The sequence below is a fragment of the Bacillus paramycoides genome (assembly GCF_038971285.1).
Lineage (GTDB): Bacteria > Bacillota > Bacilli > Bacillales > Bacillaceae_G > Bacillus_A.
Window position 1 is genome coordinate 4,289,872 of the sequence record NZ_CP152427.1, and the last position, 16,846, is coordinate 4,306,717.

Consider the following 16,846-nt stretch of genomic DNA (forward strand, 5'->3'; position numbering starts at 1 on the left):
AAGTTTAAACTCGTTTACTTGTTAGTTAAAAAAAATTAATAATTTGATTCTATTGCTTGAAGTAAATCCTTCACCTGTTTTAAAAATTCTCCGGCTATTATAGAATAAAAAATTTCTTTTCCATGTCGATCCGCTACAATTAGTTCTGCTTGTCTTAAAATTTTCAAATGATGCGAAACAGCTGGTCTAGAAATCCCCATTTTATCTGTTATTTGCGTTACATTCATCTGTTTGTTTTCTAATAACAGCATAATAATTTGCTGACGATTTTCATCTCCTAACGCCTGAAATATAGGTGTTACGACCTGAAATTTCTCTAATACAACTTCTGTATTTCTACATTCAAAATTCTCCATATCCTATTCATCCCAACCTTTTATATATAAAAACATGTAATATATTACCATTAAATAGTAACTCTTTCATATACACTTGTAAATAACTTTATTTTCCGACTTTTACTCCAATAAAAAAAGGAAGATTGGATTCCTCCATTCTTCCCATTACATTCATATAAAATGAAAGACGCCTGCAAAGCAGGCGTCTTGATGCGTTTACGGCGAGAGACCAGGCGACCACATTCGCGTGTTTAGCACTTAAGCATATCTCTCGTCTTACGTAAATTAGCTCATCGCTTTGCTAATATAACATTAATAAAGTATAAGTGCAACATGTTTATAAAAAATATTTTATTTCCTCTTTCATCCAAATGAATTATATGTAAATTATAAATTGATAAATGCAATATATATGTTACAATCAATATAACAGCGAAATCATAATAAACAGGAGATGGCTATTGTGAAAAAAATAAAGGATGAACGTCTCATTCTGCAAACATTAAAAAACGTACGTATTGCCTTCCTTTTTCAGTCACTTGGTATAATTGGAATTTTAGGCTATATTGGATTCACTGAAGGAATAGATCAAATTACGAAATCTCCATTATGGCTATTATTTATTCTTACGAGTATCGTACTTAGTTATTTACAGTTAAGCGTTTCAATTGATGTAGAAGAAAACGAAAAGGAGATAAAGTTAACTCCTTATTACAAAATTGTTTTACGCTCTCTTATTGTAGGAATCGTTATGACTATTATTTATATCATTTTCAGTCCAGAAAGACCCCTGTTTGAGGCTATTTTAACAGGTGGTATTCTCTTCATTTGCTTTCTAGTTTCTTATTCCGTTAGTTATTTCATTAAAAAACGTCGTTTACAAGATGACGATGAATAAAGAGGAAGGGCTCCCCCTTCCTCTTTTGTTTTGCTATCGCATAGTACCAGTTAAACCGTAACGGATGTCTCGGAACATATTTGTTATGTCACGATTGAAATCGTTTGTAACTGTACCGTTACGTAGTCGTGTACTCATTGCATCGACACGAGTAAACATGTCATTTCTTACAGAAACATATACGTTTCTGTTTCCAACTTCATTTGCAACGGCTTGACGAACTTCATTTGCAAGCGCTGTTTCATTCGATACTGGATTACGTGGTTTTACTGCAATCGCTACATCATTTCCATATACAACTGTAGACACACGGTCTACGTTATTCATACGTTTCACTCGATTTGTTATTTTTTCTGCTGTTTTACCATCATTGTTAATGTATGAATTGTTCATTGTAATATTACGTGTTGGATGCGGATTAGCAATTTGACCATTGTAATTTACATCGCGGTAATAATTGTTATATCCTGTACCGTTACGACCATTTCTATATGTTACATAATCTGTATAACGATCGTTACGCGTTACATTATCACGATATTGGTGTGTATCATTATAAGATGTACGCTCGTAATTGTAGTTACGTCCATCCATTGCATTGTTATCTTTTGGTGTACCACATGCAGCTAATGCACTGGTAACTAACAAAGAAGCAGCAATCACTTTTACTTTCGTATTCAATACAAAAACCCCCTCTGTTAGAATGAGCTTCTCTTCTGAAAAGCTCCCTCTTATGATGAGTAACAGAGAAGGTTTTTACACTGTTAATATTTCACTGGGAATTTTCTAACATCCGATGTAAATCTTCCTGTTTCAGAACGACTCTACATACAAAAAAGGTGGAATAATCCCACCTTTTTTTAAACTTCTTCTTCATCCTCTTCTTCTGAAACTGGCTCCCCAAATACATTTGGTGGATCTGGTTGGTAATACATCGTTCCTGGCTGTGGTGCATATGCCGATTGAGTTGGTTGATAATATAAAGGATTCGCGTATTGCGGCCCTCCAGGTTGTGGACTGTATAGCCTACTCTCTCCCCCACACCCACAATCTTCCTCTCCTTGCACGAGCGGTGGCATATTATTATCCATTGGCATCATATTTGGATTTGGCATAGACGTGTACTGCGGTCCAAATGGCGCACCTTGCTGATACGGCATCTGATATGGATTTGGTTGTTGATAATACGGATTCGGCGGCATCATAGGTTGTTGGTATGGCATTTGATATGGCATCATATTCGGTGGTTGATTATTATCCATAATCGGCATCATGTTTGGCATTTGATTGTTATCCATGATCGGCATCATGTTTGGCATTTGATTGTTATCCATGATCGGCATCATGTTTGGTATTTGATTGTTATCCATAATCGGCATGATATTCGGTGGTTGGTTATTATCCATGATTGGCATGATATTCGGTGGTTGGTTATTATCCATGATTGGCATGATATTCGGTGGTTGGTTATTATCCATGATTGGCATGATATTCGGTGGTTGGTTATTATCCATAATCGGCATGATATTCGGTGGTTGGTTATTATCCATAATCGGCATGATATTCGGTGGTTGGTTATTATCCATGATTGGCATGATATTCGGTGGTTGGTTATTATCCATAATCGGCATCATGTTCGGTGGTTGGTTATTATCCATGATTGGCATGATATTCGGTGGTTGGTTATTATCCATAATCGGCATCATGTTCGGCACTTGAATATTTGGCGGTATTACTTGCGGAATCACTACATTTTCTTTTGATACATTTGGTGACACTATATTTCCTACATTTTCTTTCTTCACTTGCGGTGACACTATATTCCCTACATTTTCTTTCTTTACTTGTGGTGACACTATATTCCCTACATTTTCTTTCTTCACTTGTGGTGATACGATGTTTCCTACATTTTCTTTTTTCACTTGCGGTGATACGATATTCCCTACATTTTCTTTCTTTACTTGCGGTGATACGATATTCCCTACATTTTCTTTCTTTACTTGCGGTGATACGATATTCCCTACATTTTCTTTCTTTACTTGCGGTGATACGATATTCCCTACATTTTCTTTCTTTACTTGCGGTGATACGATATTCCCTACATTTTCTTTCTTTACTTGCGGTGATACGATGTTATTTTTTTTCGTTTGCGGAGAAATGACGTTATTAGGTTTCATCTTATTAATTTGAGGAGCAATTAACTCGCTTCCTTTTTTAATTACATCTGAAATTTTATATTCTTTTTTCGCTTTTATTGGTGGTTGCGGCGGCTGTGGTAATACATTTACCGAGAATTTTGTGTTTTCTTTCTCCGCTGGTTTTTGTTTTTCTATAACAGGTGGTTTTTGAATAACAGACGGTTTCTCAACTGGTTTTTCTATTTGAATTGGTTTTTCTTTTTGCACTTCTTTTTGCACTTCTTTTTGCACTTCTTTTTGTGGCTTTACCTGTATTTCCTTTTGCGGTGTCACTTGCATTTCCTTCTGTGGTTTTACCTGTACTTCTTTTTGTGGCTTTACTTGCATCTCTTTCTGCGGTTTTATTTGCACTTCTTTTTGTGTTTGTTGCATAGCTGGCTGCTGTGTAATTGGTGCTGATTGATACGTAACCTCTTCCTCATCTTCTATTCCAAGCGGCGTTGGCGTTGCTGCAAATTCTTTTTGTTGCACTTCTTTTACGTATTGTTTTGGAGGTGCTGAGCCTGCTCCAGCCTGCTGTTTTACATGAACGCTGTTTGATGGCACTTTAATTTTCATACCTGGCATAATTAAATCTGGATTACTAAGTTGTGTATTTGTTTTTTTCAACGTATCAAAATCCACTCCGTACTTTTTCGCAATTTTCCAAAGGGTATCCCCTTTTTGCACGATATGAATTTTCAAATTTTCCCCCTCCTGTATAACTTATCTATAAGTAACAAATCTCATGAAGTAACCCTTTCTAAATAACGTTAACTTCTTTTCACTTGTATCACTTCTTCGATTTTCAATATCATTAGAAGCGGAATAAGTATAAGATAATCGCAATGATTTCTTCAAAACAATGTATGCCCATTTTGTTCTCGTTATGATTATATGTACGAAAAAAAGCAACGGGAATCCGCTGCTTTACACACGCTCTAACATACGATTTAATGCAAGAACTGCCTCTTCAGTCACTTGTTTATCTACGCTAATAACGTTAATTACTTCTCCTCTTTCTATCATTTCAAGTGCCCATAATAAGTGCGGCAAATCAATTCGGTTCATCGTTAAACACGGACACATAAATGGATTAAGTGAAACAATTTCTTTATCTGGATGTTGTTGAATAATTCGGTTCACTAAATTCATTTCTGTACCAATCGCCCATTTACTTCCAGATGGAGCCGCTTCAATCATATCAATAATATATTTCGTTGAACCTGCATAATCCGAAGCAGCTACAACTTCGTAGCAACATTCTGGATGTACAATAATGTTCATGTCCGGATGATTTTTCCGTACGTTCTCAATGTTTTTCACTGTAAAGTTTTGATGAACAGAACAATGTCCTTTCCATAAAATCACTTGAATTTCTTCTATATCTCCATCGTACTCTAATGAATCTGTATGCGGGTCCCATACTGCCATTTTATCTAACGGGATACCTAAATCGTACGCTGTATTTCTTCCTAAATGTTGGTCCGGTAAAAAGACAAGGCGCTCTTTTTGTGTAAACGCCCAAGATACCATTTGTTTTGCATTAGAGGAAGTTACTGTCGCTCCGCCATTTCGACCGCAAAACGCTTTAATTGCAGCTGTAGAGTTAACATACGTTAACGGAATCATCGTATCTCCAAATAATTTTGTGAGCTCTTTCCACGCTCTTTCTGTTTGTTCGATATCTGCCATATCTGCCATCGAACAACCTGCACGCATATCTGGCAGAATAACGATTTGATCATCTGTCGTTAACATATCTGCTGTTTCTGCCATAAAGTGTACACCGCAAAATACAATATATTTTGCTTCTTTATTACTCGCTGCAACTTGCGCAAGCTGAAGTGAATCTCCTGCTGCATCAGAAAATTGTACCACTTCATCTTTTTGATAATGATGGCCTGGAATAAATAGTGTTTTCCCCATTTTTTCTTTAATCTCACGAACACGCTTTTCCATATCTTCTGTTGTCATCGTGTAATAATGCTCTGGTAACATCGTTTCAATCGGTTGCACTTTTTCTAAAATACTCATATCCCTTTCTCCCCCTCTAAGCCACTTTCCTTACGCCTCTATGTTAAAACTAATATCAAATGCTTTCACTGAATGTGTTAACGCTCCAAGTGAAATATAATCTACCCCTGTTTTTCCGTATTTCGATAAATCTTCAATCGTAATACCTCCTGATGCTTCCGTAACGATAGCACTTGGTACAATCTTGGAAAACTCCCGAATCTCTTCTGGCGTACGGTTATCAAACATAATAATATCTGCACCAGCAGCTACAGCTTCTTTTACTTGCTCTTCTGTTTCTGTTTCCACTTCTACTTTCACCATATGTCCTAACTTTTCTTTCACCGATGTAACAGCTTTCGTAATAGAACCAGCAAAAGCAATATGATTATCTTTAATCATGACACCATCATATAAACCGAAACGGTGATTAAATCCGCCTCCGCACACGACTGCATACTTATCAAACATACGTAGCCCTGGCATCGTTTTTCGCGTATCACAAATACGTGTATGGCTACTACCTAAGGCACGAACAGCCTCGTATGTCATTGTAGCTATCCCGCTCATACGCTGGATAACGTTTAATATAACGCGCTCTGCCGTTAATAACGATGCAATTGGTCCTTGGACAGTTGCAATTATTTCGCCTTTTTCTACAAAATCTCCATCTTTTTTATGAAGCTCAACTTCAATTCTCTCATCAATAAATTTAAACCCTTCTTCAATGACTAAACGTCCCGCAAAGACCCCTGTATCCTTCGCAAGAAACGTTCCTTTTGAAAGTAAATTGTCTGGAAAAATAAGCTGAGATGTTACATCTCTTTCTCCTATATCTTCTAGAAAAAATCGATTTAATGCTTCTTTAACCTTTATCGTATTCATAAAGCCCCTCTTCCTCTCATTACACAAGTTGTAGTTTTCTTTTCACTCGAACGATTTCTTTTTTTACGCTATTTCTATGTGGATAATCACTTCGATAATGGCCACCAATGCTTTCTTCTCTTTGCAAAGCTGATACGACGATAAGCTCACAGACTGTTAACATATTAATAATCGTTATCTCTTCATTTGTAAGAGCATCATGTTGCAATATCATATTTCGAACACCGTACTTACTAAACCATCTCTTTGCATAAGATAAACTTTGCTCCGTTCGCACAATCCCAACATATTTCATCATGCATTCTTGTATTTCTTCTTTCGCCGGCAAATGATTCAAAACGATAAACTTCCTTTCCTTCTCAGCAAAGTTGTTCAATCTGTCTTTTGCCGCTTTCGTTAAAAGATGCTGTCCTATTCTTTTTCCAAACACAAGACCTTCTAATAACGAATTACTTGCTAATCTATTTGCTCCATGAACACCGTTACAGGCTACTTCACCGACCGCATATAAATTTGGAATGGGCGTCTCCCCATCACAGTTCGTTTTCACGCCGCCCATATGAAAATGAGCACCAGGTACGACCGGAATGCGTTTTTGAGTTATATCAACACCATTCTTTTTACACAATGCTGATACAGTTGGAAAACGCTCTTCAAAATTTTGGATAGACTCGATATTCAAATACACTTTTTCACCCGCCAAAAGCTGTTCATGAATCGCTCTTGCCACTACATCACGCGGCGCGAGATCGTGATCATGGTGTATATCCATCATAAAACGCTGCCCTTTTCCATTTATAAGGACAGCTCCTTCACCACGGACAGCTTCAGAAACGAGGCCACAGCATCGCCCGCCCGCGTATAACATTGTTGGATGAAATTGTACAAACTCTAAATCTACGAGCTCTCCGCCTGCACGGTATACCATTGCAAGTCCATCACCCGTAATTGTCGTATCGTTTGAAGTAAAGGCGTATAAACCTCCAATTCCACCTGTTGCTAACACTGTATAATCTGCAACGTAACGCTTCAGCTTGCCGTCACTATTTCGCGTTAAAACTCCAGCACATTTATCATTTTCTATAATAAAATCGAGCACCATTTCCTGTTCCACTACCGTAACGTGCGGAGCTACTTCTTGAATGAAATGCTCTAATAAATTCTTCCCTGTTGCATCGCCGCCTGCATGTAAAATACGACGCTTTCGATGTGCACCTTCTTTTCCAAGATGAGGACCCGTTTCATCTCCATCAAATTTCATTCCATTTTCAATGAGATGATTCATTTCTTTCGGTCCTTCCTCGACTAAATAACGGACCACATCTTCATTGTTATAATGACACCCTGCTACTAACGTATCTTCAAAATGATCATTTGGATTGTCATATGTAGCAACCGCTGCGGCAATTCCACCTTGCGCTAAATATGTATTATTATTACGGTTCGTTTCCTTTGTGATAATAATCACATTCTTTTCGTGACAAATCTCTTTCGCAACACGAAGTGCCGCAACGCCACTTCCAATAATTAAGACATCTGCACTTGGCATAATTGTTGCCTCCTACTTTACACTTTTCAACTGTCTTGACACCTATATTTACATAGTTTTAAAATAATGACAAGAGTTTTTTTATAATTCTTATTTTCACTACCATTTAAAAAATAAAAGAAATGTAACTCTTACTAGAGAGAGGAACTTACATGATGATATATCTTGACTATGCAGCTACTACACCTATGAGCGTGGAAGCATTACAAACATATATGAAAGCAGCATCGCAATACTTCGGAAATGAGCAAAGTTTACATGACATTGGAGGAACAGCCTCTTCTTTATTACAAGTTTGCAGAAAAACATTCGCTGACATGATTGGTGGAAAAGAACAAGGGGTATTCTTCACAAGCAGCGGCTCAGAATCTAACTATCTTGCGATTCAATCTCTTCTAAATGCCCGAAATAAGAAGCATATTATTACGACACCTATGGAACATGCATCCATTCGAAGTTATTTTCAATCCTTACAATCACAAGGGTATACAATTACTGAAATTCCTGTTGATACAGATGGACTAATTCATTTAGATGATTTAGAAACAGCTATTACAGAGAATACTGTTCTGGCAAGTATACAGCACGGAAACTCTGAAATTGGAACCGTTCAAAACATCGCAGAGATTGGGGCACTTTTAAAAAAATATAACGTTTTATTTCATTCAGATTGTGTGCAAACATTTGGTAAACTTCCTATCAATGTTTTTGAGATGGGGATTGATAGTCTTTCTGTTTCAGCACATAAAATATATGGACCGAAGGGGGTTGGCGCTTGCTATATAAATCCGCAAGTTCGCTGGACACAAATATTTCCGGGGACTTCTCATGAAAAAGGATTTCGTCCAGGTACAGTAAACGTTCCTGGCATCGCATCTTTTTTAACAGCTGCTGAGAATATATTAAAAAATCAACAGGAAGAAAGCTTACGTTTTAAAGAGTTACGATCCTACTTTTTAGAGCGATTACAAGCACTTCCTCTAGAAATTGAAGTAGAAGGTCATTCTACTTCTTGTTTACCACATATTATTGGGGTTACAATAAAAGGACTAGAAGGTCAATATACAATGCTAGAATGTAATCGCCGCGGTATTGCCATTTCTACCGGAAGTGCTTGCCAAGTCGGTAAACAAGAACCTTCGAAAACAATGCTTGCAATTGGAAAAACGTATGAAGAGGCAAAACAATATGTCCGCTTCTCTTTCGGGCAACAAACAACGAAAGATCAAATTGATACTACTATTCATGCACTACACACAATTGGAAATCAATTTTATAGAGGTGTTAAATCATAATGAAACAAAATGACCAAAAAAAGATTTTAGGTGAAGAAAGACGACAGCTTATCCTTCAGTGGCTTCTCGCTGCAAATGAGCCGTTATCTGGGAATGAACTATCGAAGAAGACAAACGTAAGTAGGCAAGTTATCGTGCAAGATATTTCCTTACTTAAAGCACGAAACGAACCAATTATTGCAACTGCTCAAGGCTATTTATATTTAAAACCACAAGAGAAACAGCAAGCTTTCGAACGCGTAATTGTATGCCAACATAAGCCAGCAGAAGTACGTCAAGAACTTACAATGCTTGTTGACCACGGCATCACGATTAAAGATGTAAAGGTTGAGCATCCTGTATACGGTGACTTAACAGCATCCATCATGGTAAGCAATCGCTTTGATGTAGAGCAATATTTACAAAAAATCGAAAACACAAATGCTTCCTATCTTTCGCAACTAACGGATGGTATTCACTTACATACAATTGAGGCAGATTCAAAAGAAAAGTTAGATGCAGCTTGCGAGGCACTAGATAAAGCAGGATTTCTCGTTTATTAATGTAAAGCACAGAGTTTTTATCATTCTCTGTGCTTTTTTAGTGATATACTATTGTAATCAATTGTAAAGGGGATCAACTATGGGAATTAAACTCGTTCACTTTAGCATTGGCAAACCGAAACAAATGAAATATAGCGAAGATAAAGAAATGATTACCGGTATATGTAAAGAACTTACCGAAGAAGCTTTCCTATCAAAAGATGGCTTCCTTGATGATGATGTAGCAGATTTAAAACACCACGGTGGACCTGATCGCGCAGTTTGTGTGTACCCACACGAGCATTACGCACTATGGGAAGAAGAATTTCAAACTACGCTTCCAGCTTCCGCATTTGGCGAAAACATTACCGTAACAAATATGTTAGAGCGTGATGTTTGCATTGGAGATACATATCAACTAGGTGAAGCAATCATTCAGGTCACACAAGCAAGAGTACCTTGTAGCACTATTTCAAAACGTCTCGGTATTCCTGGCATACTGCCGCGCATTGTAGCAACCGGATTTACTGGCTACCTATGCCGCGTTCTTCAAGAAGGTACTGTACGTAAAGATTCAAAAATTACATTACTAGAACGTCAACCGAGCAATGTTTCTGTTTTGTTCTCTAACGAAATTTATTTTCATAATAGAAAAGATAAATATAGCATTGAAAAGATTCTTGCTGTTCCAGAACTAGCCGATGTTTGGCGTGGTCAGTTAGAAGAGCGTCTTGTGAAGTTAAAATAAAGAATCCCACCAGGTAAAACAGTATTGAGTCCATCATACCAGATGGACTCTTTTTATTTTCTCTTCCTTTACGTCCAAACATATAAAAATATATTTCATATTATATATGGACAACCTTTAACCCTTATATATGAAGGGAGTGATTAGTTATGGCAGATTACTTCTTAAAAAATGGAAAAAAATATTATAAGAAAAATGATCGTCCATGTAATTCTTCAAATTCAGATTCAAATAACTGTTTTATACAGAACTATACTATTTTCGGTACGGAAGATACCCCTCAAGATCTTGATATAACAACTGGAATTCCTCGAACTGTATTTGAAAACTTCACTAAAAATCATAATAAGACACTTATTAAATTTAGTTTCAGTCCTGCATTTGCAACAACGATTCGATTAACAATTGCAAGATTAAACCATCGCTCTCCACTTACATTTACCTTAACACCAGGAGATATTAAAACATTTTTAGTAGAAGATGTTGAGAGTATTACTTTCTCAGATACTGTAGCTCCATCTACCCTTAATCTATTCATACAACAAACGAATTGTATTTGCTGCAGTAATTCAAACAATGATGAATCCTATTATTATAATAGTTGTAATGATGCGTACTAAAAACACGACAAAAGAGTTACCTATTCCTAACAGAAAGCCGTCCTAAAATCTCTTTTAGGACGGCTTCTTTATTTTGCTAGCTTAATTACATCACCTACTTCAATAGAATCGATAGCTTACTCTGCCTCAAACCGATAAACAGCTTTTCATTTCAAACAAGTTTAACAACAGCTCCCCTCTTACAACCAATAAGAAGAATAACTCCCAAGCACAGTCACAGAAAAGCCGAGTGCTTCAAGCTCCATGGTTACACCTGGCAATAATACATCATCATATGCTTTATCGACATCGATCAAGAAAAAGTAATTTCCAAGACCTGTTTTCATCGGACGCGATTCGATTTTTGATAAGTTTAATTTTCTCCATGCAAAAGCTGATAACACTTGATATAGCGCTCCTGCATAATCAGCGGGTAACGTTATCATAAGCGTCGTTTTCTCCCCTCGGTTTTCTCCGTTATTTGGGAGTATGGCTTTCTTTTTCTTATGGAGCACGAGGAAGCGTGTATGATTATTTTTATGCGTATGAATGCTACGTCTTACGATTGTTAATCCATATTTTTCTGCAGCTGCTTCATTTGCAATGGCAGCAATTTTTTCTTCATGGTGTTCTTTCACATATTGCGCAGCTGCACTTGTTGATGTCATATCTCGGACAGTTACCCCTTTTAACTCTTCATTTAAAAATTTATGACATTGCGCAATAGCGTGTGGATGAGAATGCACTGCATATACTTCTTCCCACACTTCTGCATACTGCGGATGTACAAGTAGGTGCTGCTGAATGGGTACTGTAATTTCTCCTACAATAGAAAGCGGCTGCTCATGTACTAGGTAATCAACTGTTATATTCACTGAGCCTTCTATGGCATTTTCTAGTGGTACCACTGCATAATCTACATTTCCATTTGCAGCTGCATCCATACAATCCGGAATCGTTCGATACGGTACATGCTCTGCTTCCGGAAAAAAACGACTCACCGCCATATTTGTAAATGTTGCTTCTGGTCCTAAATATCCTACTCGAATCATCGTCTTTTCCCCTCTTTTTCGTTTTCTTACTGTTATACCATAATTTTTTATATTCTTCTATGTAAATTTCGAATATTTAAAAAAGACTAGCATGCGCTAGTCTAAATGTTTCCTATATTCTCTTTGAGCAAAAAAGAAATAAACGATGCATGCAGCGATATAAAATAGAATAAACAAGCCTACTTTTCTTAATGAACCATCCATAAAGAGCGTATTATGAAACGTATATAACGCAACTGCACTATGCATACTCCCAACTAGAATTGGCGCAAAAAATAGCATACATAATTGCCAACGAGAAATTTTCCATACTTCTTCCTTCGTCATTCCAAGTTTAGAGAGTGCACCATACTGCTTTCGGTCCGATGCAATATTATGGAACCATTTAAAATACACGATACTACATGAAGTAAGAAAGAATAATATACTAATAAATGAGCCTACAAATAGAGTAATATCGCCGCCTTCTTTCATATTTACATATAACTCCATATTGCTTCGAAATGCATTATTATCTTGTTTCATATGTTTCCGTAAATCTTCATTTAATCTCTTCGTCTTTTCGATATTTGGTAATGTGTAGCCTCTATATATCATTTTTTCAGAATCAGGAACCTGATTTGCTATACTATCAAAATCTTCATCATTCATAACGAAGAACAGACCATTAATGTACGAAGGATGATGGTTAAATTGAACCCCTTCTTTCTGACCGTTAAATACGAATTGATATGGTTGATTCATTACTTGCAATTGAATCTCTTTTTGATTATATACATTCGAATTATTGTATTTATTATAATAAACGAGTGTCACTGTACCTTTTTTAGGACGATACGTTTTCTGTTTTTGTTTCCTCGCTTCTTGGTTATATTCACTTTCTTTTATAAGCGGTACTATTGTTGTTTCTCCCTTATTAGATTGAAAGGATGCATACACTCCAACAAAACTTATATATTGAAAATCATCATACTCATATTGATGCAGTAATTTTTCAACCGCACCTTCCTCAAAGACTTCATGAGTAGAAATACCTTTTTCTATGTACGAAAACGAGTGTACCCCTCCAGTTCGCCACATATCTTGCATGCTAGAAAAATATAAGAACACTGTACCTGTTGCTGTAACTACAAACGTCGTTGCCATTGACATTAGAAAGAAAAAGCGACCATTTTCCTTCATTCGATGTGATAATTGATTCACTATAAATAAATACGGATATGTATACATAATCTTTTTATTTCGTTTTATTATTTCTAATATTTGAGCAGTGCCGTATGTAAAAGAAAAATACGTTCCGAAAGAGACAAGTATAGACACAGGGAAAAAATAGAACGCTATCGTTAGTATGGTCGCTTGTAACGCTAACGCATATCCTATACCTAAACAAATAAATCCGAATATACAAAGCCACATTGATGTTTTCTTCTCTTTTTTATCTGCTCGAAATTCTTTCAATAACCGAATGATTTTTATATTCCATATACGTAAAGCACTTATAAATGATAAGACAAAAAATACGACCATATAAGCAATAAACGTTCCCCCGATTGCTCTCACGTCAAATATGACAGGCAGTTCTTTCGGAAGCCCCAGTAACATACTAAACACCATGAAGAAGAGCTTTAAAAAGATCATACCAAGCCCAATACCGAAAATATTAGCAAATACCCCGATTAATATTTGCTCGGTCATAATTACTCCTATTACGTTAGATTTCGTTGCTCCCATTAACATGTATAATCCTAGTTCTTTCTTACGTGCCTCTATGAAAATAGAAGTAGAGTACAAAATAAATATGACGAAAAAAGAAATGATTATAATATTACATATAATAAGTCCCCAGCGTACGTTTTGATACCACATCGTCTCCTGCATATACGGATGTACAATGACAGACATGTATGCAAAAGACGCAAATATTGCAAAACAACTACTTAAGAAAAACACTTTATAATTACGCCAATTTCCTTTTATATTTTGCAGCGCTAGTTGCCGAATGTTCATCTATCGTCCTCCTATAACTTACTACATAGGCAAAAAGCTAGAGATTTCTCTAGCTTTTCACGTGTTTCAAATATCCTCTTTGCGCGATTATAAAGTAAATCGCAGAAGCTACAATGTATGCTCCAATTACAATCGCACCTGATTTCCATAAATCGAGATAAAGCATTTTCCCTAACGTATGAAGAGCAAATCCACTATGAATGGCACCAATTAAAATTGGGATAAAGAAGATAACACCCATTTGTCGAATTGCAATTTTACGAATTTCTTTATCTGTCATACCGATTCTCTTTAACGATTTAAATTGAATACGATCTTGTTCTTTATCGTTAAACCATTTAAAGTATGTCATACTACAAGCGAAGAAGAAGAACAGTACAGCTACAAAGAAACCAATAAACATTGTAATTGCTCCTGATTCTCTTATATTTTTATAAGCGAACACTGAGTTATGCAATTCCTCTTGCTTATCTGGTGCAACTTCCTTTTTCAAATCTAACACAAGGTCTTCTGTACTTTTCCAGTCTTCTATATAATAACCGTAATATTTCGTCTTTTCTTCATCCGGTACGAGCTTTGCGTATTTCTCAAAATCTTGATCATTTACAATGAGATATTCACTATCATTAAAAACAGAAAATGAAGTTGGCTTATTTAATTGAACAGATTGCGTTTGTCCGTTAATTTTAATTTCATACGGTTTCGAACGATCTATCTTCATCATATCGTTCGCCATATCCATTATAACCATCGTTGCACTACCTGGTGCATTATGAACTTCTCTAACTTGCTCTCTCTTTTGTTTACGTACTTCAGCGTTATATTCTTTTTCTGAAACAATCGCCATTGGCATCTCATGTTCACTGTTAAACATCGTGATTTTTTGAGTTCCAGGAAGTTTTACGTACGTTACTTCTCGCGCTTCTTCAAATCCGTGTTTTTTTATTAATTCTTTTGTTTTTCCTTCTTTGATGACATTATGCGTATGTATTCCTTTTTCCTCATACGAAATAGCATGCGGGGTACTAGTTACTGTCTTATAGCTCATATCTTCAAAGAATACATACAGTGTACCGACTGCTGAAGATACAACCGCCGTAATGATAGAAATTACAAATAGAAAACGAGCATTATCTTTCATTTTATAAATAAGATTGCTAAGTACGAACATATTTGGATATGTATAAAAAGATTTTTTTCGTTTTTGTAACGCCTTTAATACGACTGTACTACCTTGTGTAAACAGCAAATAAGTTCCGCCTATCGTCAGCCCTACAATCGGTAAAAACAGAATGATAAAATTCATAAATGTTACTTGGAAGCTAAGTACATATGCAACAATAATACATCCTATACCAACTACGCATAACCATGTAAATGCAAAAGGCTCTACTTTTTGTTTTCTTGCTTCTCTTAATAAATCGATAATTTGCAAGCGTCCTACTGTCCAAACGCTAAACAATGATAGGATTAAAAATAGAATAAAGTATACACCTGCTGTAATCAAAACCGCTTTACTATTCCATACGAGTGGAAGTGTTTTATCTATTTTCAATATTACGCTTAATGCTTGGAAGAATAATTTTGAACAAAGCATGCCAAGCCCAATACCTACTACAATGGCAATACTACCTAACATCAGTTGCTCTAATATAATCATTCGGCCGAGCTGCGATTTCGTTCCGCCTATTAATGTTAATAGACCAAACTCTTTTTTCCTTGCTCGTAAAAATGTTGAATTTGCATATAAAATAAAGAGTGCTGAGAAGATGACTACAATATAATTCATCGATTCTAATCCTTTTGAAATCATCTGCCTCATACTAATATTACCGCTTACGACATCCGGATGATAAATGAAGGAAGCATACATAAAAAATACGACAATCGATAAACAACTACTTATAAGAAACGCTTTATAGTTACGCCAATTTCCTTTTACGTTATTAAGCACGAGCTGGCGAAAGTTCATGATATTCTCCTCCTAGCATCGCAAGTACGTCCAGAATTTCTTGGAAAAAGGCTTGTTTCGTTCTTCCTTTATGTATTTCCGAGAAAATTTCTCCATCACGTATGAAAAGGATACGTTCACAATAACTAGCCGCTACCGGATCATGCGTTACCATTGCAATTGTCACTTTCTTTTGTTCATGTAAGTCTTGCAACGCGCTCATTAATGATTTTGCTGACTTCGAATCTAAGTTTCCAGTAGGCTCATCCGCTAAAATTAAAGTCGGTTCATGAATGATCGCTCTCGCAGCTGCTGCACGTTGTTGTTGCCCGCCTGATACTTCATATACTTTTTTATTTAAAATTTCTTCGATATTTAAAAACTTTGCAATCTCAAGCACTTTTGCATCAATCTCATTTACAGATTTCTTCGCCATTACAAGCGGCAAAATAATATTTTCTTTAATCGATAACGTATCAAGTAAGTTAAAATCTTGGAAGATGAATCCTAAATGTGTACGGCGAAACTCTGCTAGTTTTGCAGCACGCATTTGATTAATTTCTTCGCCATTTACAAGCACATGACCTGAAGTTTGCTTATCAATTGTTGCTAATAAATTTAAAAGCGTTGTTTTCCCGCTTCCTGAAGGACCCATAATCCCTACAAATTCCCCTTCTTCTATTTTAAAATTTATATCGTTTAAAGCAGTCGTCGCTACTGAACCTTTTGATTGATACACCTTCGTTAATCCTTTTACTTCAAGAACACTCATTTCTAATCCCCCTATGTGTTTTCTTCTTACATTTACTA

At 36.2% G+C, this 16,846-nt stretch carries 14 protein-coding genes and 1 pseudogene; 5 read left to right on the plus strand and 10 right to left on the minus strand.

Annotated elements, in window-relative coordinates:
• Positions 1 to 35: 35 nt before the first annotated feature.
• The gene (locus AAG068_RS22205; protein WP_000426920.1) at positions 36 to 356 is read right to left on the minus strand and encodes an ArsR/SmtB family transcription factor; all 321 of its coding nucleotides are present in this window, start codon (positions 354 to 356) and stop codon (positions 36 to 38) included.
• Between the two features lie 445 nt (positions 357 to 801).
• On the opposite strand from AAG068_RS22205, the gene AAG068_RS22210 reads away from it, so the two are divergent.
• Positions 802 to 1,236 carry a branched-chain amino acid ABC transporter substrate-binding protein gene (locus tag AAG068_RS22210; protein WP_342715834.1) on the plus strand — a complete coding sequence of 145 codons (435 nt, stop codon included), beginning with the start codon at positions 802 to 804 and terminating at the stop codon, positions 1,234 to 1,236.
• Between the two features lie 33 nt (positions 1,237 to 1,269).
• Here the strand turns inward: AAG068_RS22210 and AAG068_RS22215 are convergent, their stop codons facing one another.
• The 5 genes and pseudogenes from AAG068_RS22215 to nadB form a co-directional block, all read right to left on the minus strand.
• Positions 1,270 to 1,917, minus strand: a complete 648-nt coding sequence (locus AAG068_RS22215; protein ID WP_048531401.1) for a YhcN/YlaJ family sporulation lipoprotein — start codon at positions 1,915 to 1,917, stop codon at positions 1,270 to 1,272.
• 2,044 nt (positions 1,918 to 3,961) lie between these two features.
• Positions 3,962 to 4,118, minus strand: a pseudogene (gene safA / locus AAG068_RS29990) (SafA/ExsA family spore coat assembly protein); the annotation flags it as partial.
• 225 nt (positions 4,119 to 4,343) lie between these two features.
• Positions 4,344 to 5,450, minus strand: coding sequence for a quinolinate synthase NadA (nadA, locus tag AAG068_RS22225; protein ID WP_342715836.1), 1,107 nt, complete (start codon positions 5,448 to 5,450; stop codon positions 4,344 to 4,346).
• 30 nt (positions 5,451 to 5,480) lie between these two features.
• Complete coding sequence (nadC, locus tag AAG068_RS22230; protein ID WP_342715837.1) at positions 5,481 to 6,314, minus strand: carboxylating nicotinate-nucleotide diphosphorylase; 834 nt, start codon at positions 6,312 to 6,314, stop codon at positions 5,481 to 5,483.
• A 19-nt stretch (positions 6,315 to 6,333) separates the two neighbouring features.
• Complete coding sequence (gene nadB / locus AAG068_RS22235) at positions 6,334 to 7,863, minus strand: L-aspartate oxidase (RefSeq protein ID WP_342715838.1); 1,530 nt, start codon at positions 7,861 to 7,863, stop codon at positions 6,334 to 6,336.
• A gap of 152 nt (positions 7,864 to 8,015) precedes the next feature.
• Between nadB and AAG068_RS22240 the strand changes: the two genes are divergently transcribed.
• The 4 genes from AAG068_RS22240 (at position 8,016) to AAG068_RS22255 (ending at position 11,047) form a co-directional block, all read left to right on the plus strand.
• Positions 8,016 to 9,158 carry an IscS subfamily cysteine desulfurase gene (locus AAG068_RS22240; protein ID WP_342715839.1) on the plus strand — a complete coding sequence of 381 codons (1,143 nt, stop codon included), beginning with the start codon at positions 8,016 to 8,018 and terminating at the stop codon, positions 9,156 to 9,158.
• A complete protein-coding gene (locus AAG068_RS22245) occupies positions 9,158 to 9,700 on the plus strand; it encodes a transcription repressor NadR (RefSeq protein WP_078417860.1) in 543 nt (180 codons plus the stop codon). The genes AAG068_RS22240 and AAG068_RS22245 overlap by 1 nt, the downstream gene beginning before the upstream one ends.
• Before the next feature lie 79 nt (positions 9,701 to 9,779).
• Positions 9,780 to 10,427, plus strand: a complete 648-nt coding sequence (locus tag AAG068_RS22250) for an MOSC domain-containing protein (protein ID WP_342715840.1) — start codon at positions 9,780 to 9,782, stop codon at positions 10,425 to 10,427.
• Between the two features lie 149 nt (positions 10,428 to 10,576).
• A complete protein-coding gene (locus tag AAG068_RS22255; RefSeq protein WP_342715841.1) occupies positions 10,577 to 11,047 on the plus strand; it encodes a hypothetical protein in 471 nt (156 codons plus the stop codon).
• A 179-nt stretch (positions 11,048 to 11,226) separates the two neighbouring features.
• On the opposite strand, the gene pheA is transcribed toward AAG068_RS22255, so the two are convergent.
• The 4 genes from pheA to AAG068_RS22275 all read right to left on the minus strand — a co-directional run bounded on the left by pheA (position 11,227) and on the right by AAG068_RS22275 (position 16,808).
• Positions 11,227 to 12,078 carry a prephenate dehydratase gene (pheA, locus tag AAG068_RS22260; RefSeq protein ID WP_342715842.1) on the minus strand — a complete coding sequence of 284 codons (852 nt, stop codon included), beginning with the start codon at positions 12,076 to 12,078 and terminating at the stop codon, positions 11,227 to 11,229.
• 96 nt (positions 12,079 to 12,174) lie between these two features.
• Positions 12,175 to 14,085: an ABC transporter permease gene (locus AAG068_RS22265; RefSeq protein WP_342715843.1), complete on the minus strand. Its 1,911-nt coding sequence runs from the start codon at positions 14,083 to 14,085 to the stop codon at positions 12,175 to 12,177.
• Positions 14,086 to 14,134: 49 nt separating this feature from the next.
• Positions 14,135 to 16,057, minus strand: coding sequence for an ABC transporter permease (locus AAG068_RS22270; protein WP_342715844.1), 1,923 nt, complete (start codon positions 16,055 to 16,057; stop codon positions 14,135 to 14,137).
• Complete coding sequence (locus AAG068_RS22275) at positions 16,032 to 16,808, minus strand: ABC transporter ATP-binding protein (RefSeq protein ID WP_000114530.1); 777 nt, start codon at positions 16,806 to 16,808, stop codon at positions 16,032 to 16,034. The genes AAG068_RS22270 and AAG068_RS22275 overlap by 26 nt, the downstream gene beginning before the upstream one ends.
• Between the last annotated feature and the right edge of the window lie 38 nt (positions 16,809 to 16,846).